Consider the following 20,444-nt stretch of genomic DNA (forward strand, 5'->3'; position numbering starts at 1 on the left):
GCATGTCGGAAGGGATTGATGCAGCGAAAGATGCCCTCCACCACGCAATGACTTTCAGCCCGGACGATATGCCGGCCCGGTTCTGGCCTTGCGCCCTCAGCGGCCCTCTTCGCCGAACACCGGGCGGAGCCGACCGCTGTTGATGGCCAGGGACAGGCCGCTCTCCATCGCCTCCCGCTGCTCCCGCGTGCCCGTGCGCAGGGCGACGTTGAACCGCCGCTGGTCGTCCTCCGTCCAGCGGCCCCGGGAGACGGCCTCGTCCAGCACCTGTCGTGCCTGACGCGAGGACGCTTCCTGTTCCGGGGTGGTGGCGGGCCGTGCTTCTTCCGGAGCGTCCTCCGCTTCGGGGGCCGCTGCTGCTGGCGGCTCCCGGAGCGCGAGCGCGGTGAGCTGTTCGCGGATGAGCCGCAGCTCCTCACGGGAGTCCTGCGCTGGCATCACGACGGGCGCGGCGCTGGGGCGCGACTGGACGAGGGGCCGCAACTGGCCGAGCTGCGCGGCCAGCTTCTCATCCAGCAGGCGCTCCAGGCGGGACTCCAGGGTGGCGTGCGTCAGGGCCACGCCCCCGGCGATGCCGAGCGCGATGCCCAGGCCCTGCGACAGCAGGGTGCGGAGGAAGGTCGTCATCGGATCACCGGAGGGGAACGGCGTGAGAGGGCTACGGGTTCTTCGGCGCCAGGTGCGAGCCCTTGAGGACGTCGAAGGACTGGCAGATGCCGGACGCGTCCCAGGTGAACGCGATGTAGGACTCGTCACCCGCGGACTGCACGCTGCGGATCAGCGCCGGCGCGGTCGAGTAGCAGGAGACGTAGGTGCCCGCGGTGTCCACGGCGAAGCACCGCATCGTCTCGCCCGCCGTGTTGTCCGCGAAGGTGCGACAGTAGATGCGCTGGGTGGCATCCGTGCTGTTGCGCGCCGAGCCCATGGAGCCCTCCGCGGTGCGGTTCACCGTGCTGACGACGACGTTGAACGTCGACCGGGCACCTGCGTACACCACCGGGGCGGCGAGCAGGACCAGGGCCACGGACATCCCAAAGGACTTCGAGAAGCGCTTCATGTTGGGAACTCCCTTTTTGAATTGCTGAAGGGGTTACGTCCGCCGCCGCGCTTATTCCCGTGCCCCTGGCGCGCCTGTCATCATCGTCCGGGCACCCCCCCCCTCACCGCGACGGAGCGACCGCATGGGCAGCTACGAGGACTTCTACCGGCGCTCCCTCGACCAGCCGGAGGCGTTCTGGGCCGAGCAGGCCCGCCTCATCGACTGGGAGCACCCCTTCGAACAGGTGCTGGACGCCTCCCGGCCGCCGTTCGCGCGCTGGTTCGTCGGAGGGCGCACCAACCTGTGCCACAACGCGGTGGACCGGCACCTGGCCACCCGCGCCCACCAGCCCGCGCTCGTCTTCGAGTCCTCCGAAACAGACGAGCGGCGCCAGTACACCTACGCGCAGCTCCACGCGGAGGTGAACCGGATGGCGGCGATGCTGCGCGCGCTCGGTGTCGCACGCGGCGACCGCGTCATCGTCTACATGCCCATGGTGCCGGAGGCCGTCTTCACGCTGCTGGCCTGCGCGCGGCTGGGGGCCATCCACTCCGTGGTGTTCGGCGGCTTCGCGGCGCACAGCCTCGCCGTGCGCATCGACGACGCGCGGCCCGCGTTGCTGGTGACGGCGGACGCGGGAATGCGCGCCGGGAAGGTCGTGCCCTACAAGCCGCTGGTGGACGAGGCGCTGACGCTCGCCCGGCATCCGCCTGCGCAGGTGTTGGTGTTCGACCGGGGGCTCGTCTCCGGCAGTCCATTCATCCCGGGGCGCGACGTGGACTTCGCCACGCTCGGGCGCGAGCACGAGGGCGCCCAGGTGCCGGTGACGTGGCTGGAGTCCTCCGAGCCGAGCTACATCCTCTACACGTCCGGCACCACCGGGCGCCCCAAGGGCGTGCAGCGCGACACGGGCGGCTACGCGGTGGCGCTGGCGGCGTCCATGCGCCACATCTACACGGGCCAGCCCGGTGAGGCGATGTTCACCGCGAGCGACATCGGCTGGGTGGTGGGCCACTCGTACATCGTCTATGGCCCCCTCCTGAATGGCATGACGACGGTGCTCTACGAGGGGCTGCCCATCCGTCCGGACGCGGGCGTCTGGTGGCGACTGGTGGAGCAGCTCCGGGTGTCGGTGATGTTCACGTCGCCCACCGCCATCCGCGTCCTCAAGAAGCAGGACGCGGCGTTCCTCAAGCGCCACGACACGTCCCACCTGCGCTACCTGTTCCTCGCGGGCGAGCCACTGGATGCGCCCACGCATGCGTGGATTTCAGACGCGCTGCCCTCCACGCAGGTGCTGGACAACTACTGGCAGACGGAGACGGGCTGGCCCATCCTCGGGCCCTGTCCCGGGGTGCAGGCGCGTCCGCGCAAGCTGGGCTCTCCCGGCACGGCGATGTATGGCTACCGGGTGAAGCTGCTGGACGGTCTCAGCGGCGCGGAGGTGACGGCGCCCAATCAGAAGGGTGTGCTTGTGATTGAGCCGCCGCTTCCGCCGGGCTGTTTGTCCACGGTGTGGGGGGACGACGCGCGCTTCGTCTCCACCTACTTCACCAGCTTCGAGCAGCCCGTCTACAACACGTTCGACTGGGCCACGCGCGACGAGGACGGCGACTACTTCATCCTCGGCCGCACCGACGACGTCATCAACGTGGCCGGCCACCGGCTGGGCACGCGCGAAATCGAGGAGGCCATCAGCGGCCACCCTGGCGTCGCGGAGGTGGCGGTGGTCGGCGTGAAGGACGAGCTCAAGGGGCAGGTGGTGATGGCCTTCGTCGTGCCGAAGGACCCGGCGCGCCTCCAGCGTGAAGAGGACCGCGCCGTGCTGGAGCGCGAGGTGATGGACACCGTGGGCCGGACGCTGGGCGCGGTGGCCCGCCCGGCCGGGGTGCTGCTGGTGGCCCACCTGCCCAAGACGCGCTCCGGCAAGCTGCTCCGCCGCGGCATCCAGGCCGTGGCCGAGGGCCGCGAGACAGGCGACCTCACCACCATCGAGGACCCCGGCGCGCTCGAAGCCATCCAGGCCGCCCTCAAGGCGCGCGGGCCCGGGGTGTAGGGCCACCCGCGAGGGAAGCGCGTCCTCACGGTGAACGGCCAGCCTTTCAGGCGCGGCGCTTCGGTTCGCGCTTCGCGCCGGGTGCGCTGGGCTCCTTCGGCAGGTGCCGCAAACCCATCCATCCGAGCGCCGCGACATGCCGGGCCACGTTCTCCGTGGAGAACGCGCGCCCCTCCGCCGCCCACCAGTGGCCCACCTGGGTCACCATGCCGACGAGCGCGTTGGCGTAGATGGGCGCGACCTTGGAGGAGAAGCCCGCGTGCTCGAACTCGCTGCGGAACACCTCGCCCACCCGGTGCGCCAGGTCGTCGATGACGCGCGTCAGCCCGCGCCGCGCCACCGCCGTGGGCGAGTCGCGCGTCAGCACCGCGAAGCCCTCCGGCACCTCCTTCACGTAGTCCAGGAACGCCAGCACCGCGCCCTCGAAGCGCTCCCGGGGTGAGCCCTGGGCGATGCGCAGCGACACGCGCAACACCAGGTCCTCCATCTCCCGGTCCACGATGGCCGCGTACAGCCCCTCCTTCGCGCCGAAGTGCTCGTACACGATGGGCTTGGACACGCCCGCCTGCTGGGCGACCTCCTCAATCGAAGTGGCCTCGTAGCCCTTCGAGGCGAAGACCGCCCGCCCGACCTCCATCAACTGGACCCGGCGCTCGGCGCCCGTCAGCCGCTGCTTCTTCTTCAAGTTGACCTCGTACCTACCCGCCGGTAACTTACTGTGTGGAAACCTACCATGTCGTAGGCAAGGCGAGGAGCCGCACCCATCATGAAATGCTTCGTCTTTGCGATTGTCGCACCCCTCGGGGTGACTTGATGTCCACGGCGACCACGACCACGGCGACCCAGGAGTCCCTGGCGGTGGAGAAGCCGAAGCTGCGCGGTGTGTTGCATCAGTGGGCGGCGGCGTTCTCGGTGGGGGCGGGGGTGGTGCTGGTGGCGCTGGCGCCCACGCAGCGCACCGCGGTGGCGACGGCGCTGTATGCGCTGAGCCTGGTGGGGTTGTTCACCATCAGCGCGACCTACCACCGGGTGAACTGGGCCCCCCGGGGCCGCGCGTGGATGCGGCGGGCGGACCACGCGGCCATCTTCCTGCTCATCGCGGGCACGTACACGCCCGTCGCGATGCTGGGGCTGCCGGAGGAGGTGGGCAACCGGCTGATGCTCTACATCTACACGGGGGCCTTCATCGGCATCCTGCAGTCGCTGTTCTGGGTGGGCGCGCCGAAGTTCATCACGGCGGCGCTGGCGGTCGCGGTGGGGTGGATCATGATGCCGTACTTCGGCGACGTCTTCCGCTCGCTGGGCGGCAACGGCGTCGGGCTGATCATCGCCGGTGGCATCGCGTACACGGTGGGCGCGCTGGCGTATGCCTTCAAGCGCCCCAACCCCGTGCCCGGCGTCTTCGGCTACCACGAGGTCTTCCACGCGCTCACCATCGTGGGCGCGGGCTTCCACTTCGTCCTGGTGCTCCAGATGGTGCGCGCGGCGCGGTAGGGCGCCCGCGAGGCCGGGTTGGGTTTCAGCCCGGCGGACCCAGCGTCATGAGTACCTCAGCAACTTCGTCCGCGTGCTGCGGGTTCTCCTGGGCCACCGTGCGGAAGCCACACTTCTCGAGGACGCGGATCGACCCGACGTTGTGGACAGCGACCCACGCATGGAGCGGACGAATCGGCTCAAGCACGAGGAACTCCGAGAGCGCCCGTGTCGCGATGCCCTTGCCCCAGTGCTCGCGACCCATCCAATAGGCGACGAGGCGCTTGCCGTCCTGTTCCCAACTGCCGATGTACCCAGCGACCAGGCCGCCAACGACGAGGGTGCGGGTCATGTTCTCGGGGCGGAGAACCTTCGTGCGCCAGTGGGTCAGGAAGGCATCGCGTTCCCGCGACGGGAATGCGGCCATGCGCAGCGCGACTGCGTCCCGTTGGTGTTCGAAGAGGATCGGGAGGTCTTCATCTGTAACGTTGCGCAGGATCACCAAGAGAGCCGGTCTCCGCGAGCCGAGTGACGAGCCGACTCTAGCCCGCGTCCCACGCCGGGGTCGATGCTGCCGTGCCCCGCGCCACCGCTCCGCCACGCTGGAGTGAACCGGGGGATGCGCGGTAGGGCGCGCGCTCGTCACCGGCCCGCGACGGCGAGCGCGGGCTTGCGGGACTTCTGGCCCAGGTAGCCCTCACCCCAGTGCTTCAGCGCGAGGATGACCTCGCGCAGCGTCTGGCCCTGCGCGGTGAGGCTGTACTCCACGCGCGGCGGCACCTCCGCGTACACCCGCCGGTGCACGAGCCCGCTCGCCTCCAGCTCGCGCAGCTGCTGCGTCATCATCCGCTGCGTCACGTCCGGCAGGTGCTTGCGCAGCTCGCCGAAGCGCAGCGTTCCGCCTTCGAGCAGGTGGAAGAGGATGAGCCCCTTCCACTTGCCGCCAATCAGGTCGAGCGTCGCCGCCACCGGACATGCCGGGGAGCACTCGTAGGACTTGTGCCGGGCCATCGGTACCCTTTTGGTGCCTGGGGGTGGAAATTGTGCGTACTTGTCCGCATCCCACTCATGGATGAGGGTTGCTCGCAAGGAGCCTCCCATGCGAGCCGTTGCCCTTCACAAGTACCTCCCCATCCAGCACCCCGAAGCCCTCCTCGACGTGGAGCTGCCCGCACCCACCCCCGGTCCCGGGGACCTGCTGGTGCGCGTGCGGGCCATTTCCGTCAACCCCGTGGACGTGAAGATCCGCGCCCCCAAGGACAAGGTGGAGGCCTCGCCCCGCGTGCTGGGCTGGGACGCCGCCGGTGTCGTGGAGGCCGTGGGCGCCGACGTGCGCCGCTTCCGCCCCGGGGATGAGGTCTTCTACGCGGGCTCCATCGCGAAGCCGGGCACCAACTCCGAGCTGCATGTCGTGGACGCGCGCATCGTCGGTCGCAAGCCGTCCAGCCTGTCGTTCGCGCAGGCCGCGGCCCTGCCCCTCACCGCCATCACCGCATGGGAGCTGCTGTTCGACCAGCTGGACGTGTCCCGGGTGAAGGGCGGCCCGCGCGACGCGGTGCTCGTCGTGGGCGGCGCGGGCGGCGTCGGCTCCATCGCGATCCAGCTGGCGCGCGCGCTCACCGACCTCACCGTCATCGCCACCGCGTCGCGGCCGGAGTCGCAGGAGTGGTGCAAGGCGCAGGGTGCCCACCATGTGGTGGACCACCGCCAGCCCCTGGCCGCGCAGGTGCTCGCGCTGGTGCCCGGCGGCGCCCGCTACGTGCTCAGCCTCACCGCGACGGATCAGCACTTCGCGCAGCTGGTGGAGCTGATGAAGCCCTTCGGGCGCCTGGGCCTCATTGACGAGCCCACGCCGCCCTTCGACGTGTCGTCCATGAAGCGCAAGAGCCTGTCGCTCCACTGGGAGCTGATGTTCACGCGAGCGCTCTTCGACGCGGAGCCGCTGTCGCAGCAGCGCCTGCTCGACACCGTGGCGGACCTGGTGGACGCCGGCACGCTCAAGACCACGATGACCCAGGACTTCGGTCCCATCACCGCCGCCAACCTGCGGCGCGCGCACGAGGCCGTGGAGACCGGCCGCACGGTGGGGAAGATCGTCCTCAACGGCTTTCCCTGAGCGAGCAGCCAGCCCTGCGTGGCCCCTGCCCGCACGGCCGGTCGCAGCGTGACGCACGGGTGCACATCTTCGCCGGGGGCTGAGCGCCCCCTGGCGAGGTGGGCACCATGGCGAAGACGGTGGCGGCGCAACTGGCGGAGGTCCTGGCGCTCGCCGGGGTGAAGCGCATCTACGGCGTGGTGGGGGACAGCCTGAACGCCCTCACCGAGGCGCTGCGCAAGCGCGGCGACATCGAATGGGTGCACATGCGCAGCGAGGAGGCCGCGGCCTTCGCGGCGGGCGCCGAGGCGCACCTCACCAGCCAGCTCGCCGTGTGCGCGGGGAGCTGCGGCCCCGGCAACGTCCACCTCATCAACGGCCTGTATGACTGTCACCGCAGCCGGGTGCCGGTGCTGGCCCTGGCGGCGCAGATTCCGTCGTCGGAGCTGGGCACCGGGTACTTCCAGGAGACGCACCCGGAGCAGCTCTTCCGCGAGTGCAGTCACTACTGCGAGCTCATCTCCGGGCCCAACCAACTGCAGCGCTCGTCGGAGATTGCCATCCGCAACGCGGTGGGCAAGCGGGGCGTGTCCGTGCTGGTGCTCCCCGGCGACGTCGCGCTCCAGAAGGCGGAGGACGTGCGCCTGTCCACCCCGGAGTCCCTGTCCCTGTCGCAGTCGGTGGTGACGCCCTCCGCCGAGCAGGTGAAGCAGATGGTCTCGCTGCTCAACAGCGGGGCGCGCGTGACCATGCTGTGCGGCGCGGGCTGCGAGGGCGCGGGCGCGCAGGTGGTGGAGCTGGCGCGCAAGCTCCAGGCGCCCGTCGTCTCCGCGCTCCGGGGCAAGGAGTACGTGGAGAAGGACAACCCGAACTTCGTGGGGCTCACGGGCCTCATCGGCTACGCGTCTGGCTATTGGGCGATGATCGACTGCGACGTGCTGCTGATGCTGGGCACGGACTTCCCCTACCGGCAGTTCTACCCAGACACCGCCGACACGCATGTCATCCAGGTAGACGTGCGCGCGGAGAACATCGGCCGGCGCACGCGGGTGGACGTGGGCGTGGTGGGCAGCGTGAGCGCGACGCTCCAGGCGCTGCTGCCCCGCATCGAACAGAAGCGCGACACGGCGCATTTGGAGCGCGCGCTCACGCACTACCGCAAGGTGCGGGCCGAGCTGGATGACCTGGGCCGGGGCACCGTGGGCAAGAAGCCCATCCATCCGCCGCAGGTGGCTCGCGCGTTCGACCTTCAGGCGTCCGACAGCGCCATCTTCACCTGCGACGTGGGGCTGCCCACGGTGTGGGCCGCGCGCTACGCGACGATGAAGGGGCAGCGGCGACTGGTGGGGTCGTTCAACCACGGCTCCATGGCGAGCGCGATGGCGCAGGCCATTGGCGCGCAGAAGGCGTTCCCGGACCGGCAGGTCATCGCGTTCGCGGGAGACGGTGGCTTCACGATGCTGATGGGCGACGTGCTCAGCCTCGTGCAGCACCAGCTCCCCATCAAGATCGTGGTGTTCAACAACAGCTCGCTGGGCTTCGTCGCGATGGAGCAGCAGGTGGGCGGCATGCTCGACGTGGGCACGTCGATGCACCCCACGAACTTCGCCGCGCTGGCGGAGGCCGTGGGCATCAAGGGCCTGCGCGTGGAGGACCCGGGGCAGGTGGACGAAGCGGTACAACAGGCGCTCGCGACGCCGGGCCCCGTGCTGGTGGACGCCGTCGTCAGCAAGGCGGAGCTGGTGATGCCGCCCCGGATCACGGCCTCCATGGCCGCGGGCTTCACCCTGTTCAGTGTGAAGGCGCTGCTGAGCGGCCGGACGAACGAGGTGCTGGAGCTGGCGCGCACCAACCTCTGGCGCTGAGGTGAGACGGGGGCCGTGCGCTGCCTCCGGCCTCCCGTTAGACTCGCCGTCCTCTTGAGCCTCGTGGACGACACACCCGCAGGCGCGTGGCGGACCTGGGCGCGGCAGTTCGCCGTGTGGTCCGTGCCCGCGCTCTTCTCCGCGCTGGAGACGTACTCGTTCAGCCGGAGCATGCCGCAGGCGCCGACGCTGTGGCGCGTGTGCGCCGCCCAGATGCCGGCCTGGTACGTGTGGTTGCCCCTCACGCCGCTGCTCGCGCGGCTCGCGGTGCGCCACCGGCTGAGCCCTCCGCGTCTTCGCGCCGTGCTCACGCACCTGGGGGCGTGCCTGGGCATGGGGGCCCTCTTCGCCGCCGTCTACACGGTGACGACCGCGCTGTTCATGCCCATCTCCGGGATGACGTCCGGCCCCTTCGTCACGCGCCTGCTGCGCTTCTGGCTGGGGTGGCTGCCCATGATGGGCATGGCGTACGCGGCGGTGTACGCGATGGCGTCCGCCACCCACGCGACGCGCCGGGCGCGGGAGGTGGAGCGCCAGGCGGCGGCGCTCGCGGTGCAGCTCGCCGAGTCGCGGTTGCAGGCGCTCCAGTCCCAGCTCCACCCGCACTTCCTCTTCAACACGCTCAACGCCATCGTCGTGCTGGTGCGCGAGAAGGAGACGGATGCTGCGGCGCGCATGCTGGTGCTGCTGAGCGACATCCTCCGGCAGTTGCTGCACCACGGTGCCACGCAGGAGGTGCCCCTGCGCGACGAGGTGGCCCTGCTGTCGCGCTACCTCGAAATCCAGCAGCTCCGGTTCGAGGACCGGCTGCGCGTGGAGTGGGACGTGGACGCGGACGTGCTGGACGCGTCCGTGCCCCACCTCGTGCTCCAGCCGCTCGTGGAGAACGCCATCCGTCACGGGGTGGGCGTGCGCTCGGCCCCCGGGGTGCTGCACATCCGCGCGCGGCGTCACGGTGATGCGCTGGAGCTGAGGGTGCTCGACAACGGCGTGGGGTTGCCGCCGGGCTTCGACCTGGAGCGCGGGCAGGGGATTGGTTTGTCGAACACGCGCGCGCGGCTGTCACAGCTCTACGGCGACGCGGGCCACCTGCGTGTCGCCAGCGCGGACGGCACGGGCACCGAGGCCACCGTCCTCCTGCCGTGGCACTCCGGGCCCCGTCCCGTGGGAGCCGTGCATGACTGAGCTGCGCGTACTGCTGGTGGACGACGAACCGCTGGCCCGCCGGGGCCTGAAGCAGGCGCTGGCGCGTCACCCGGACGCCACGGTGTGCGGCGAGTGCCGCGACGGCCGCGAGGCGGTGACGGCCATCCGCGAGCAGCGTCCGCACCTGGTGCTGCTCGACGTGCAGATGCCGGAGCTGGATGGCTTCGGTGTCCTGCGCGAGGTGGGCGCGGAGCAGATGCCCGCCGTCATCTTCATCACCGCGTTCGACGCGTTCGCCGTGCGCGCCTTCGACGTGCACGCGGTGGACTACCTGGTGAAGCCCTTCGACGACGGGCGTTTCGACGAGGCCCTGTCCCGGGCCCGCCAGCGATTGCGCGCGGGCGAGGCCGCGGAGCTGGGACGGCGGCTCGCGGACCTGCTGTCGGACGCGCCCCCGAAGCCCGCCGGGCCCCAGGCCACAGCCCCGTCCCCGTCTGCCTTCAAGGACCGGCTGCTGGTGAGCGTGGGCACGCGCGCGGTGCTGGTGCCGGTCGCGGACATCGAGTGGATCGAAGCGGATGACTACTGCGTCACGCTGCACGTGGACGGCAAGGCCCACGTGCTGCGCGAGACGCTGGCGGCGCTGGAGGCGCGGTTGGATCCGGAGTGCTTCGTGCGCATCCACCGCTCCGCCATCGTCAACGTGGCGTGCATCCGTGAGGTGCACCGCCCTTCGCCCACCGAACAGGTCGTCGTGCTGGGCTCCGGGCAGCGGCTGCGCGTGAGCCGTTCCCGCCGCGAGCACCTGGAGCGGCGGCTGGGCCGGGCCCGGTAGCCCTCAGCGCGCGACCGGGGCGCGGGCACGGTCCAGGGCGGTGGTGAGCGCGCCGAACTCCGTGGGCTTCAGGCTCATGCCGAACACGCGCGTGACCTCCAGCTTCTCGCGGCGGGCCACTTCCACCGCTTCGTCCACCTGCTGCACGTTGACGAACGCGCCATCCGGCTGGGACTTCAGCTGATCCGACGTGTAGAGCAGCCGCTCCTCGGGCAGCCACACGAACAACCGCCGCTCGCCTGTCTCCGTGTGCGCCGGGATGAGCTCCAGCCGCTTCTTCCCCGTGCCCAGCACCTGGCGATGGCCCACGCCGGTGAGCTTCGCCGCGCGGGGCTTCAGCGCGAGCGCATCCGGCAGCCGCGTGCGCGGTGCCCGCACCAGCTCCTCCACCAGCGCGCGGTTCACGTCCAGCACGTACACGGGGATGCCGCGCGCCACGTACTCGCGCAGCCCACCCATGTGCGGCCACGCGTCACTGGTGGACACCACCGCCTTCACCTTCAGGGACGGGAAGCGCTTCGCGGCCTCCTCCAGCACGCGCCCCGAGTAGCCCGCCGCGAGCGGCGCCTCCAGCACCACCACGCCGTCGTCCTGGGCCACCAGCACCACGCTCCCCATGCCGGGGAACTGCACGACCCCGGGGGCCAGCTCCACCGGCGGGGAGTCCGGGCGCGTGAGGGGCGCGTCCTCCAGCTTCCGCGCGCGGCGCGCCTCGAAGCCCTGCTTCACGTCGTCCGGCACGGCGAAGTCCGCGTCCGTGATGGGCGGATCCACCGTCACCGCCGTCAGCGTCAGGGAGTGGTAGGTCTGGCCCCGACGGTCCCAATCCCAGTGGCGCGGATAGCGCAGGCCGCCCGGCTCCAGCGACCACGCCTGGAAGGACAGCCCGGTGCGCACGTCACCCCAGACGCTCCAGAACGGATCCTCCGGGTGCGCGTCCACCGTCTCCACGCGGGTGGGCAGGGCCGTGCGGGCATTGAGGAACAGGCGCACGCTCGCGCCGTGCACGCTGAAGGTGACGACGTGGTGGGGCACCTCCTGCAACACGGTGTCCGCCTGCGCCTTCAGGTCGGCGGCGTCCAGCGCGGCGAGCAGCACGTGCTCGGGGGCCAGGTCCAGCCGCTCGCGCAGGTCCTGGAGCTGGGCGGCGCCCGCGGGCCGCAGCTTCCCCTCGTACTCCACCGCGACGACGCCTTGCGACAGCAGCATCGTCAGTGGCTTCCAATCCGGCAGCACCGCCCCCCGGGCCTCGGTCTTCTGGCGCAGGTGGCCCCGGCGCAGGTCGCTCAGCTCGTCGAACTGCTCGTACAGCACGCGGTAGGGCGGCACGGGCCGCTCGCCCTGCTCCAGCATGTTCCAGTGGCCTACGCCCTGGATGCGCAGGCTGGAGAGGGCCCGCAGCCGTGCCTCTCCGCCCATGGCCTCGGCGGCGGCGTGCACCCGGGCGCGGCCGGGGTCCTCGCTGGCGGAGGCGGAGAAGGTGAACAGGAGGACCGCGACGATGGGAGGCAGGACGCTTCGCATGCCCACACGATGCCGCCGGTCCGGCACCGCCTTCCGGGCCATGCCGCCAGCGACACGAACGGCGCGGCGAAGCGTCCACCCGGACCGGCGAACGGACGGGCTCGAAGCGTCGCGCGGGAAAAGCCCTGGGGTTTCCAGGGCTTGGAGGACTCACGGAAAAAATCGTCAGGGCCGAGAATCTATTCGGCCCGAGGTCGCCTCTTATGGGGCGAAGCGGGGGATTTTCCCTCCGCCGCACGAGGTCCGCAGAAGCGCCATGGATTCGCCCACCTCCCCCGACGCGATGCTGCTCGCGGCCCATGCCGGGGATCGCGACGCGATGGCCCACCTGCTCCAGGTGTACCAACCGAACCTCCGTCGGTACGCCCAGCAGCGCTGCCGCATCAGCGACGTGGACGACGCGGTCCAGGAGGCCCTGCTGGTGCTGGCCCGCCACCTGGGCGCCGTGCGTCGGCTGGCGTCGTTGTCCGGGTGGATCTTCCGCGTGGTGCAGCGCGAGTGCCGGCGGCTGGGCCGCGTCGCCTTGAAGCAGGACCCGTACGAAGAGGCGCTCGTCGACCAGTGGATGGCCGCGCACACGCCGGACGGGCTGCGGCTCGACCTGGCGGCGGCGCTGGAGTCACTGCCTCCGCCTGCGCTGCAAGTGGTGCTGCTGCGTGACTTCGAAGAGTTGTCCATCCGCGAGATTGGCGAGCGCCTGGGCCTGGACGCGCCCGCGGTGAAGAGCCGCCTGCACCGCGCCCGCGTGATGATCCGCGAATACCTGCTGGCCTGAATTCCCACCCCCCTGCATCCCGGAGTCCTCCCATGGCGAACCCCATGTCGACGCTTGGCATCCTCCACACGCTGGTGAGCGTGCCCCCCATTGTCTTCGGCGTCTGGGCCTTCCTGCGCGACGGGCGCATCGATCCCGCGAACCGCGTGGGAAAGGCCTACGTGGTCAGCATGGTGACCTCGGTGGTGACGTCGTTCGGGCTCTCCAGCACGGGAGGCTTCAACCCGGGCCACGGGCTGGGACTGCTCGCGCTGCTGCTGATGGCGGTGGGCGCGTTCGCCTCCAGCGCCTACGTGCGGACCCTCACGTACTCCGCCAGCTTCATGGTGCTGCTGGTGCCGGGCATCAACGAGACGCTGACCCGCCTGCCCGCGGGACAGCCCCTCGCGAGCAGCCCGCAGGACCCGCTGGTGCAGACCTCGCTGGCGGCCCTGCTGGTGCTCTTCCTCTGCGGCGCCACGTACCAGGTGGTGAAGCTGCGCGCCCGGGCGCAGCCCCAGGTGCACCCCCAGTCGTAGGGCAGGTGTTGGATTCGCCCTCCGTGCAGAAAATCAATAAGCCATGTCAATCAGGAGCACTCCCATGAGAGCCGCCACGTCGTCCATGAGCCAGGCAGTGGAAGGACTTCCGTCCAAGTCGATGACCCGCCACCTGCCGACCGCAGCCCGGCTATTGATGGGGCTCGTGTTCTTCGTCTTCGGGCTGAACGGCTTCCTGAACTTCATTCCGGCGCCGTCGAACCAGCCGGAAGGGGCCATGGCGTTCGGCATGGCGATGATGAAGACGGGGTACCTGTTCCCGCTGCTGAAGGGCACGGAGTTGCTGGTGGGGGTGCTGCTGCTGGCCAACCGCTTCGTGCCGCTGGCGCTGGCACTCATCGCGCCCGTCATCGTCAACATCTTCATGTTCCACGCCTTCCTGGCGCCGGCGGGCATCGCGATAGCCCTCATCCTCCTGGCACTGGAGCTCTCCCTGGCCTGGTCGTTCCGGGCGGCGTACCGCCCGATGCTCGCGATGCGCGCTACGCCGCGCGCTTGAGGTCGATGACGAAGCGGTAGCGCACGTCGCCCTTGTGCAGCCGCTCGAAGGCGTCGTTGATGTTCGGGAGCGCAATCAGCTCGATGTCGGAGACGATGTCGTGCTGGCCGCAGAAGTCGAGCATCTCCTGCGTCTCCGCGAACCCTCCGGCCCCGGAGCCGGAGAAGCTCAGGCGCCCGGACATGAGCAGCATGGCGTTGACCTGGAGCGGTTGGTCCGGGATGCCCACCAGCACCATGTGGCCGTCCCGGCGCAGTAGCTTCAGGTAGGCGTTGACGTCGTGGTTCGCGGACACGGTGTCGAGGATGAAGTGGAGCCTGCCCGCCTGCGCCGCCATCGCCTCCGTGTCAGACGACACCACCACCTCGTGCGCGTCCAGCCGGAGCGCGTCCTGCTTCTTCCTGTCGGAGGTGCTGAACACGACGACGTGCGCGCCCAGGTGTCCCCCGCGTTCCGCGCCTTCCTGGACGTGGCCCGCGAGGTGACAGCCGAACGGCCCTGAACGTCAGTCGCGCGGCGGCCCGCGGCGGCGATCCACGACGCCCGTGCTGACGAACGCCTCGCCCGACTCCACGGCGCCGGCCCTCAGGCCCAGCGTGCCGGTGCTCGCGGACGGCAGGCCCGCCCACGCACCCAGCCGCTCCAGCGCCACGGCCCGCTCCGCAGCGGGGAGGATGCTGATGCGGGAGCCGTGGTTGCCGCCCGGCACGTAGAACCGGTACGAGTCATTGCTCGCGCGCACGTCGAACGCCCCCGTCGACCAGGGGTCGTTCTCCCCGTAGACGAGCAGGATGTTCTGCCCGAACGCCTTCACCCAGCCCTCGATGAGCGGCATCGCGAAGGGGTTGAACCGGTAGGGCTGCATGTCGAAGGGCACGAGCGCCCTGGGGTCATACTGGCCAGGGTAGCGCTGCACGCCGTGCAGGTGGCGCTCGTCGGACGCGTAGCTGCCCAGCTGCGTCGCCGCCTGGAAGTCATAGGCCGCGTAGTAGTCCAGGTCGGAGTCGCTCATGTACGAGAGCCCGACCACGCCATCCAGGAAGTCCACCAGCTCCCCAGCGTCACCGCCCGGCGCGGGAAACTCCTCGCACAGCGAGGCGTCGCCGTACTGCCAGAACGCGAAGGCGAACTCGAGGACGGTGAACTCCAACGCCTTGTCCACGCCGAGCAGGTCGAACGTCAGCCCGGACTCCTGGGTGCGCGCCTGGAAGAGGGGCTCCACCTCGGCGCGCCGCGCCAGCACCTCGCGCTGGAAGACGCGGATCTTCTCGCGGCACTCGGGCGTGCCCAGCTTGCCGAGGAACCGCACGTAGCGCGGGTCCTGCGTGCCGTAGCTGTTCGGCGCCACGTAGGCCACCGTGCCGTCCACGTCACGCGGGTAGAGGGCCCGGTGGTAGATGGACGTCATGCCGCCCTTGCTGCCGCCGGTGCTGATCCACCGGCCGCTGAAGAGCGGCTTGAACGCCTGGATGATGCGGTGGTGGTCCGCGGCGGCCTGCTCGAGGGTGAGCAGCTTCCAGTCCGTGGGCTGCGGCGTGGAGGCGTTGAAGAAGCGGTGCTCCACCAGCAGCTGGTTGCCCTGGAGCAGGTACGTAGGCTCCACCTGGTAGGGCTGCGTGCTGATGCCATAGCCCGTGCTGGCCAGCACCACCGGCAGCTCCGTGCCCCGGAAGAGCAGCGTCATCCGCTGCTGGAAGCGGGTCCCTTCGGGGTGCCGGTGGTCCGCGGGCTGGTCGTAGGTCAGCACGAAGTGCCGCACGCCCGGCAGCGGGGTCGTGTTCTCGCGCACCACCGTGAGGCCCGGCAGGGCCTGCAACGCCGCGAGGATGTCGCCCGGCACCGCGTCCTGCACCAGCGTCCGCGCCTGAGACTCCAGCGCAGGGGGAGGAACTGGTTCGGTGGAGACCTCGCTGCCGCCACAAGCCTGGAGCCCCAGGGCCAGCGCGCACGCGAGGAGCGCGGGACGTCGTAGGAATCGTGTCATGTGTGGAAACCTTTCTTCCGTGGAAAACCCGGGGAAGATGCCGGGTTCACGTCCAGCAGGAAAGAGCCTCCCAGGTCTGCCGGGCTCGACGGGACGGGGTGGGGTTTCCAACGTCCGCGCGCCCCGGAGCGAGCGCCGCGCACGGGCTCGCGCTAGGACTTCACACCATGAACGCCTATGAGATTCGCGGTGCCTTTGGCCTGGACAACCTGGTGCGCACGGAGCGGCCGGACCCCACGCCCGGACCCTTCCAGGTGCGCGTGCGGGTGAAGGCCACGAGCCTCAACGCGCGCGACCTGATGATGGTGGAGGGCCGCTACAACCCGCGCCAGAAGCTGCCGCTCGTGCCCAACTCCGACGGCGCGGGCGTGGTGGACGCGGTGGGCCCCGGCGTCACCCGCGTGAAGCCCGGCGACCGGGTGATGACGCTGTTCGCGCAGGCGTGGCAGTCCGGGGAGCCGAACCGGGTCGTCACCGCGAGCACGCTGGGCGGTCCGCTGGACGGCGCGCTCGCGGACACACTGCTCCTGCACGAGGACGGCGTGGTGCTCACGCCCGCGTACCTGACGGACGTGGAGGCCGCCACGCTGCCGTGCGCGGCGGTGACGGCGTGGAGCGCGCTCGTGACGCAAGGACAGCTCAAGGCCGGCGATACGGTGTTGCTCCAGGGGACGGGCGGCGTGTCCATCTTCGCGCTCCAGATTGCCCTGATGCTCGGCGCGCACGTCATCATCACCTCCAGCCGCGACGACAAGCTGGAGCGGGCCCTGAAGATGGGCGCGCACGAAGGCATCAACTACACCACGACGCCGGACTGGGAGAAGGCGGTGCGCACGCTCACCGGCGGCGTGGGCGTGGACCACGTGGTGGAGGTGGGCGGCGCGGGCACGTTCGAGCGCTCACTCAAGGCGGTGCGCGTGGGCGGCACCGTGTCTCTCATTGGCGTGCTGACGGGCGGGGCGGGCACCGTGTCGCTCATCCCCATCCTGATGCAGAACCTGCGCGTGCAGGGCGTGCTCGTGGGGCACCGTCAGTCCTTCGAGGCCCTCAACCGCGCGTTCGCGCTGCACGAGGTCCGCCCGGTGGTGGACCGCGTGTTCCCCTTCGCGGAAGCCCGCGCCGCCTTCGAGCACCTCAAGGGCGGCTCGCACTTCGGCAAGGTCGTCATCCAGGTGGGATGACCCACGCGAAGTGGAAGTGCGCCTCCAGCGTGGGGGAGGCGTAGCCCTTGGGCAGCGGCGGGAAGGGCGCTGCCTTCTTCACCGCGGCGAGCGCGGCGGCGTCCCACGCCTTCGCGCCGGACTCGGTGAGGAGGGCGGTGGAGACGAGCTTGCCGTCCTTGTCGAGGATGGCCTGCACGATGGTCTTCTTCCCCAGCGCCGGTGTGCCTTTGGGTCCCGGCTGCTTCCAGACCTTCGCGACGCGCTGGAAGGCCTGCTGCTGGTAGGCGGGGCTGTCCAGCGCGCCCTGGAAGAACGTCTGCAATTGGGGGCTGCCGCTCGCGGCCAGGGCCCCGGACGTCAGGGCCAGCGCGAGCACCGCCATGGCGGTTCTTGGGAAGCGGAGCATGGGCCGAATATAGGGCCCGTTCAGCTCCTCGGCTCAGCGGCCTTTTCGGTGCCCTTGTCGCCTGTCCAGGACAGCTCATACACGGCCGCGTCGCCCGCGCTGCGCATCAGGACGACGGACGGGCGCTTCGCGCCGCTCATCTCCAGGCCCGCGGCGAACAGGCCCCGGTAGAAGCCCGCTACCACCACCGGCCGGCAGGTGAGCACGTAGCGCGTGGGGCCCGTTTGTTCCAGCCGCGCCTCCAGGTAGTTGGTGCCCGTGCGCAGGTTGCGCGTCATCCGGTCCAGCATCCGGTGCGGCCCCAGCAGCCGCACGCCCGCGAGCAGCGCGCTGCCAATGAGCGTGGCCCCGTAGCCCTCCAGGAAGCGTCGCCCCACCACCTCCGCGCCGTCCTCCAGGTTCTCCGACGGCGCCAGCACCGACGCGGCCAGCTTCAGCGCCCCCACCCAGACATCCAGCGGGTAGGCCACCGACAGCTTCCCGCGCGGGTCGATGCCGGCGTCGCGCAGCTGCTTCGCGCAGGGTTCGTCCAGCCGGTCACCCAGGGCGCGGATCAGCCCCTCGAAGCTCTGCTGGAAGACAAGGCGTTCGGGAGTTTGCATGCCCCACCACGCTACCCGTGAGCCCGGGGCTGTCTCAACCCGGTAGGTTCCCAGGATTCGAGAACTTGTCGGGGATTGTTCGAAAACGCGGTGCGGCAAGGGTTTCGACGCGCCGAGAACGCTCACGGCGGCGCCCAGGTGGTGGGACGACCGCTGGGTGTACCCGTGGGGGCCGGGCGTCAAAGCGCGGAGCAGCGGCTACAACATCGGGTCCACGGGGTCGTTCGACCGGGGCTCGGGCAACGACACCGTCACGGTGCGCCTGACGCCGAAGCGCTGACGTCGTGCCCGAGGTGGGTGCGGTAGGTTGCGGGGTCATGGCGCATGATCCCCTCGCCGATGCTTCCACGGCCGCGATGCAGGAGCGCGGCGGCCCTCGCCGCTCCCCACGCGTCGTCCCCGCGCTGACGGTGGTGTCCCATCCGGTGCCGCGCCGGGTGGGGACACGGCTGCTGCTGGACGCGGTGGCGGCGGGGCGCTCGGTGGCGCTGTCGCGCAACGGGCCGGACTTCGTGTCGCCGGGCGGGTCGCTGGGGCTGCCGTTGGCGGATCCGTTCATCAGCCGCAAGCCGCTGGAGTTCTCGTCCTTGGCGGACGGGGGCGTGCGGCTGGTGGTTCCGGAGGACGGCACGCATGTGGCGCTGGCGGGGGTTCCGCTCCACGGCGCGCACGACTTCGCGGCGACTGCGCTGGCGGAGGGCGTGGCGCTGGAGTTGGCGGGCCGCGTGGTGGTGCTGCTGCATGCGGTGGAGCTGGACGGAGAGGGCGCGGCGGACACGCTGGGCATGGTGGGCGAGAGCGTGGGCCTGCGCCGGCTGCGCAAGCACATCGAGCGCGTGGCGGACCTGGACGTGTCGGTGCTCATCCGGGGCGAGACGGGCACGGGCAAGGAGCTGGTGGCGCAGGCCATCCACCGGCGCAGCACGCGGCGTGATGGACGCTTCCTCAGCGTCAACCTGGGGGCCATCCCGAAGGAGCTGGCGGCGTCGGAGCTGTTCGGAGCGCAGAAGGGGGCGTACTCGGGAGCGACAAAGGACCGCGAGGGCTTCTTCCGCGCGGCGCACGGCGGCACCCTGTTCCTGGACGAGGTGGGCGAGGCCCCGCCCGAGGTGCAGGTGATGCTCCTGCGCGTGCTGGAGACGGGGGAGTTGTACCCGGTAGGCGCGAGCAGCCCGGTGACGGTGGACGTGCGCCTCATCGCGGCCACGGACGCGCACCTGGAGGAACAGATCCGCGATGGGCGCTTCAAGGCGCCGCTGCTGCACAGGTTGGCGGGCTACGACTTGCGCGTGCCGCCCCTGCGCGAGCGGCGCGAGGACATTGGCCGGTTGTTCTTCCACTTCGCGCGCGAGGAGCTGACGGCGCTGGGAGACGCGGGCCGCCTGGACACGGAGGACCCGCACGCGGAGCCCTGGCTGCCCGCGCCGTTGGCGTCGCGGCTGGTGCGCGCGGCGTGGCCGGGCAACATCCGGCAGCTTCGCAACCTGGCGCGGCAGCTTGTGATTGGCAGCCGGGGACAGGCGCGGCTGCAATTGGACGCACAGCTTGATGAGGCCTTGGGGGCTCCTCCGGACGCGGTGGCGCCTGTCGTCGCCGCCGTGAAGGCACCGGAGGCGCGTGAGTCTGGCGTGCCCCGGCGCAAACCCTCACAGGTGACGGAGGCAGAGCTACTGGCCGCGCTGCGGGCGAGCGCATGGGACCTGAAGGCGGCGGCGGATGCGCTCGGCATTCCGCGGCCGTCTGTCTATGACCTCATCGACAAGAGCCCGAACCTGCGCACCGCGGGCGACCTGGGCGCGGACGAAATCACCCGCAGCTTCGAGGCGTGCGGCGGCGACCTGGACGCGATGGTGCGCCAGTTGGAGGTGTCGAAGCGGGCGCTGGGGCGGCGATTGAAGGAGCTGGGCCTGGTGGTGAAGGGGACGTGAGCGGCGTGTGGGCGGAGCCCGGTTCCATGGCCATCCGAGATGTGATGGAAGGAATATGGGATGTCTGCGTTTGACGCCTCCCTCAGCGGAGATGGCGGGAATCGAACCCGCAGGCAAGGCGATAGAAAACCCCAGGCAGGACGCGCTGTTACCCGCTATCGCCTTGATCTCACATCGGTTCGTTGTGCCGCCCTATCCCGTCTGTAACGGGCCGGGGTAATGGATCGCAGTCGGGTCGGCCAAGCTGTTCGTAGCCGGGTCGGCCAAGCGGATCGCCCCAGGGTCGGCCAAGCGGATCGCGCGCCGGAGCAGTGGGCGCGGCGGTCAGCTCAGGGCGGAGGCGGTCGGAAGAAACGTGGCCAGTGGGTGGGCTGAGTCCCTACCTGGGCGGTCATCCCATGCATCCTCGCGCCCCACCGAGCACCGCCGGAGCGGTGTGCGGAGGGGCGCGCGCGGATGAGTTACCGGAGAGTCGACATGGACAGGTTGAGAGAGCTGGTGCGGCTGCACCGGAT

At 70.5% G+C, this 20,444-nt stretch carries 22 protein-coding genes; 12 read left to right on the top strand and 10 right to left on the bottom strand.

Annotated features, from left to right (window positions below; all coding sequences use genetic code 11):
• Nucleotides 1–96 precede the first annotated feature (96 nt).
• Both D7V97_RS08200 and D7V97_RS08205 read right to left on the bottom strand, forming a co-directional pair.
• Nucleotides 97–627, bottom strand: a complete 531-nt coding sequence (locus D7V97_RS08200) for a hypothetical protein (RefSeq protein WP_120610049.1) — start codon at nucleotides 625–627, stop codon at nucleotides 97–99.
• A gap of 31 nt (nucleotides 628–658) precedes the next feature.
• Nucleotides 659–1,057 (bottom strand): hypothetical protein, encoded by a 399-nt coding sequence (locus D7V97_RS08205; protein WP_120610050.1) that lies wholly within the window; start codon nucleotides 1,055–1,057, stop codon nucleotides 659–661.
• Between the two features lie 124 nt (nucleotides 1,058–1,181).
• Here D7V97_RS08205 and D7V97_RS08210 point away from each other — a divergent pair, with 124 nt between their 5' ends.
• Nucleotides 1,182–3,095, top strand: a complete 1,914-nt coding sequence (locus D7V97_RS08210) for a propionate--CoA ligase (protein WP_120610051.1) — start codon at nucleotides 1,182–1,184, stop codon at nucleotides 3,093–3,095.
• Nucleotides 3,096–3,141: 46 nt separating this feature from the next.
• On the opposite strand, the gene D7V97_RS08215 is transcribed toward D7V97_RS08210, so the two are convergent.
• Entirely contained in the window at nucleotides 3,142–3,780 is a 639-nt protein-coding gene (locus D7V97_RS08215; RefSeq protein ID WP_233582577.1) for a TetR/AcrR family transcriptional regulator, read from the bottom strand.
• Between the two features lie 128 nt (nucleotides 3,781–3,908).
• Here D7V97_RS08215 and D7V97_RS08220 point away from each other — a divergent pair, with 128 nt between their 5' ends.
• Nucleotides 3,909–4,589, top strand: a complete 681-nt coding sequence (locus D7V97_RS08220) for a hemolysin III family protein (RefSeq protein ID WP_120610052.1) — start codon at nucleotides 3,909–3,911, stop codon at nucleotides 4,587–4,589.
• A 25-nt stretch (nucleotides 4,590–4,614) separates the two neighbouring features.
• On the opposite strand, the gene D7V97_RS08225 is transcribed toward D7V97_RS08220, so the two are convergent.
• Complete coding sequence (locus D7V97_RS08225; protein WP_120610070.1) at nucleotides 4,615–5,070, bottom strand: GNAT family N-acetyltransferase; 456 nt, start codon at nucleotides 5,068–5,070, stop codon at nucleotides 4,615–4,617.
• A 140-nt stretch (nucleotides 5,071–5,210) separates the two neighbouring features.
• A complete protein-coding gene (locus tag D7V97_RS08230; protein ID WP_120610053.1) occupies nucleotides 5,211–5,579 on the bottom strand; it encodes a helix-turn-helix domain-containing protein in 369 nt (122 codons plus the stop codon).
• An 88-nt stretch (nucleotides 5,580–5,667) separates the two neighbouring features.
• Between D7V97_RS08230 and D7V97_RS08235 the strand changes: the two genes are divergently transcribed.
• The 4 genes from D7V97_RS08235 (at nucleotide 5,668) to D7V97_RS08250 (ending at nucleotide 10,509) form a co-directional block, all read left to right on the top strand.
• On the top strand, nucleotides 5,668–6,684 hold the full coding sequence (locus D7V97_RS08235; protein WP_120610054.1) for a zinc-binding alcohol dehydrogenase family protein: 1,017 nt from the start codon (nucleotides 5,668–5,670) through the stop codon (nucleotides 6,682–6,684).
• A gap of 107 nt (nucleotides 6,685–6,791) precedes the next feature.
• On the top strand, nucleotides 6,792–8,528 hold the full coding sequence (poxB, locus tag D7V97_RS08240) for a ubiquinone-dependent pyruvate dehydrogenase (RefSeq protein WP_120610071.1): 1,737 nt from the start codon (nucleotides 6,792–6,794) through the stop codon (nucleotides 8,526–8,528).
• Between the two features lie 63 nt (nucleotides 8,529–8,591).
• A complete protein-coding gene (locus D7V97_RS08245) occupies nucleotides 8,592–9,713 on the top strand; it encodes a sensor histidine kinase (protein WP_120610055.1) in 1,122 nt (373 codons plus the stop codon).
• Nucleotides 9,706–10,509, top strand: coding sequence for a LytTR family DNA-binding domain-containing protein (locus D7V97_RS08250; protein ID WP_120610056.1), 804 nt, complete (start codon nucleotides 9,706–9,708; stop codon nucleotides 10,507–10,509). The genes D7V97_RS08245 and D7V97_RS08250 overlap by 8 nt, the downstream gene beginning before the upstream one ends.
• A 3-nt stretch (nucleotides 10,510–10,512) precedes the next feature.
• On the opposite strand, the gene D7V97_RS08255 is transcribed toward D7V97_RS08250, so the two are convergent.
• Entirely contained in the window at nucleotides 10,513–12,033 is a 1,521-nt protein-coding gene (locus D7V97_RS08255) for a hypothetical protein (protein ID WP_147444747.1), read from the bottom strand.
• Between the two features lie 256 nt (nucleotides 12,034–12,289).
• Between D7V97_RS08255 and D7V97_RS08260 the strand changes: the two genes are divergently transcribed.
• The 3 genes from D7V97_RS08260 (at nucleotide 12,290) to D7V97_RS08270 (ending at nucleotide 13,846) form a co-directional block, all read left to right on the top strand.
• Nucleotides 12,290–12,808, top strand: a complete 519-nt coding sequence (locus D7V97_RS08260; RefSeq protein WP_120610058.1) for an RNA polymerase sigma factor — start codon at nucleotides 12,290–12,292, stop codon at nucleotides 12,806–12,808.
• A gap of 32 nt (nucleotides 12,809–12,840) precedes the next feature.
• A complete protein-coding gene (locus D7V97_RS08265) occupies nucleotides 12,841–13,326 on the top strand; it encodes a hypothetical protein (RefSeq protein ID WP_120610059.1) in 486 nt (161 codons plus the stop codon).
• A 64-nt stretch (nucleotides 13,327–13,390) separates the two neighbouring features.
• Nucleotides 13,391–13,846: a DoxX family membrane protein gene (locus D7V97_RS08270; RefSeq protein WP_120610060.1), complete on the top strand. Its 456-nt coding sequence runs from the start codon at nucleotides 13,391–13,393 to the stop codon at nucleotides 13,844–13,846.
• Here D7V97_RS08270 and D7V97_RS08275 read toward each other — a convergent pair.
• Both D7V97_RS08275 and D7V97_RS08280 read right to left on the bottom strand, forming a co-directional pair.
• Entirely contained in the window at nucleotides 13,830–14,267 is a 438-nt protein-coding gene (locus D7V97_RS08275) for a zinc-binding dehydrogenase (RefSeq protein ID WP_233582578.1), read from the bottom strand. The genes D7V97_RS08270 and D7V97_RS08275 overlap by 17 nt on opposite strands.
• 84 nt (nucleotides 14,268–14,351) lie before the next feature.
• Nucleotides 14,352–15,830, bottom strand: a complete 1,479-nt coding sequence (locus tag D7V97_RS08280; RefSeq protein ID WP_120610062.1) for a S28 family serine protease — start codon at nucleotides 15,828–15,830, stop codon at nucleotides 14,352–14,354.
• 167 nt (nucleotides 15,831–15,997) lie between these two features.
• Between D7V97_RS08280 and D7V97_RS08285 the strand changes: the two genes are divergently transcribed.
• Nucleotides 15,998–17,011 carry an NAD(P)-dependent alcohol dehydrogenase gene (locus D7V97_RS08285; RefSeq protein WP_120610063.1) on the top strand — a complete coding sequence of 338 codons (1,014 nt, stop codon included), beginning with the start codon at nucleotides 15,998–16,000 and terminating at the stop codon, nucleotides 17,009–17,011.
• Here the strand turns inward: D7V97_RS08285 and D7V97_RS08290 are convergent.
• Nucleotides 16,995–17,375, bottom strand: coding sequence for a TonB family protein (locus tag D7V97_RS08290; protein WP_233582579.1), 381 nt, complete (start codon nucleotides 17,373–17,375; stop codon nucleotides 16,995–16,997). The two genes, D7V97_RS08285 and D7V97_RS08290, sit on opposite strands and share 17 nt — an antisense overlap.
• A 44-nt stretch (nucleotides 17,376–17,419) precedes the next feature.
• Nucleotides 17,420–18,001 carry a DUF2378 family protein gene (locus D7V97_RS08295; protein WP_120610065.1) on the bottom strand — a complete coding sequence of 194 codons (582 nt, stop codon included), beginning with the start codon at nucleotides 17,999–18,001 and terminating at the stop codon, nucleotides 17,420–17,422.
• A 157-nt stretch (nucleotides 18,002–18,158) separates the two neighbouring features.
• Between D7V97_RS08295 and D7V97_RS46460 the strand changes: the two genes are divergently transcribed.
• Nucleotides 18,159–18,281, top strand: coding sequence for a hypothetical protein (locus D7V97_RS46460; RefSeq protein ID WP_255424757.1), 123 nt, complete (start codon nucleotides 18,159–18,161; stop codon nucleotides 18,279–18,281).
• 37 nt (nucleotides 18,282–18,318) lie between these two features.
• Nucleotides 18,319–19,929, top strand: a complete 1,611-nt coding sequence (locus D7V97_RS08300) for a sigma 54-interacting transcriptional regulator (RefSeq protein WP_120610066.1) — start codon at nucleotides 18,319–18,321, stop codon at nucleotides 19,927–19,929.
• Nucleotides 19,930–20,444 lie beyond the last annotated feature (515 nt).

The organism is Corallococcus sp. CA053C (genome assembly GCF_003611675.1).
GTDB lineage: Bacteria > Myxococcota > Myxococcia > Myxococcales > Myxococcaceae > Corallococcus.

Excerpts from the sequence above, each read along its gene's own strand:
- D7V97_RS08200 (WP_120610049.1), bottom strand. The coding sequence starts at position 627 with ATGACGACCTTCCTCCGCACCCTGCTGTCGCAGGGCCTGGGCATCGCG.
- D7V97_RS08205 (WP_120610050.1), bottom strand. The coding sequence starts at position 1,057 with ATGAAGCGCTTCTCGAAGTCCTTTGGGATGTCCGTGGCCCTGGTCCTG.
- D7V97_RS08210 (WP_120610051.1), top strand. The coding sequence starts at position 1,182 with ATGGGCAGCTACGAGGACTTCTACCGGCGCTCCCTCGACCAGCCGGAG.
- D7V97_RS08220 (WP_120610052.1), top strand. The coding sequence starts at position 3,909 with ATGTCCACGGCGACCACGACCACGGCGACCCAGGAGTCCCTGGCGGTG.
- D7V97_RS08230 (WP_120610053.1), bottom strand. The coding sequence starts at position 5,579 with ATGGCCCGGCACAAGTCCTACGAGTGCTCCCCGGCATGTCCGGTGGCG.
- D7V97_RS08235 (WP_120610054.1), top strand. The coding sequence starts at position 5,668 with ATGCGAGCCGTTGCCCTTCACAAGTACCTCCCCATCCAGCACCCCGAA.
- poxB (WP_120610071.1), top strand. The coding sequence starts at position 6,792 with ATGGCGAAGACGGTGGCGGCGCAACTGGCGGAGGTCCTGGCGCTCGCC.
- D7V97_RS08250 (WP_120610056.1), top strand. The coding sequence starts at position 9,706 with ATGACTGAGCTGCGCGTACTGCTGGTGGACGACGAACCGCTGGCCCGC.
- D7V97_RS08255 (WP_147444747.1), bottom strand. The coding sequence starts at position 12,033 with ATGCGAAGCGTCCTGCCTCCCATCGTCGCGGTCCTCCTGTTCACCTTC.
- D7V97_RS08260 (WP_120610058.1), top strand. The coding sequence starts at position 12,290 with ATGGATTCGCCCACCTCCCCCGACGCGATGCTGCTCGCGGCCCATGCC.
- D7V97_RS08265 (WP_120610059.1), top strand. The coding sequence starts at position 12,841 with ATGGCGAACCCCATGTCGACGCTTGGCATCCTCCACACGCTGGTGAGC.
- D7V97_RS08270 (WP_120610060.1), top strand. The coding sequence starts at position 13,391 with ATGAGAGCCGCCACGTCGTCCATGAGCCAGGCAGTGGAAGGACTTCCG.
- D7V97_RS08280 (WP_120610062.1), bottom strand. The coding sequence starts at position 15,830 with ATGACACGATTCCTACGACGTCCCGCGCTCCTCGCGTGCGCGCTGGCC.
- D7V97_RS08285 (WP_120610063.1), top strand. The coding sequence starts at position 15,998 with ATGAACGCCTATGAGATTCGCGGTGCCTTTGGCCTGGACAACCTGGTG.
- D7V97_RS08290 (WP_233582579.1), bottom strand. The coding sequence starts at position 17,375 with ATGGCGGTGCTCGCGCTGGCCCTGACGTCCGGGGCCCTGGCCGCGAGC.
- D7V97_RS08295 (WP_120610065.1), bottom strand. The coding sequence starts at position 18,001 with ATGCAAACTCCCGAACGCCTTGTCTTCCAGCAGAGCTTCGAGGGGCTG.
- D7V97_RS08300 (WP_120610066.1), top strand. The coding sequence starts at position 18,319 with ATGGCGCATGATCCCCTCGCCGATGCTTCCACGGCCGCGATGCAGGAG.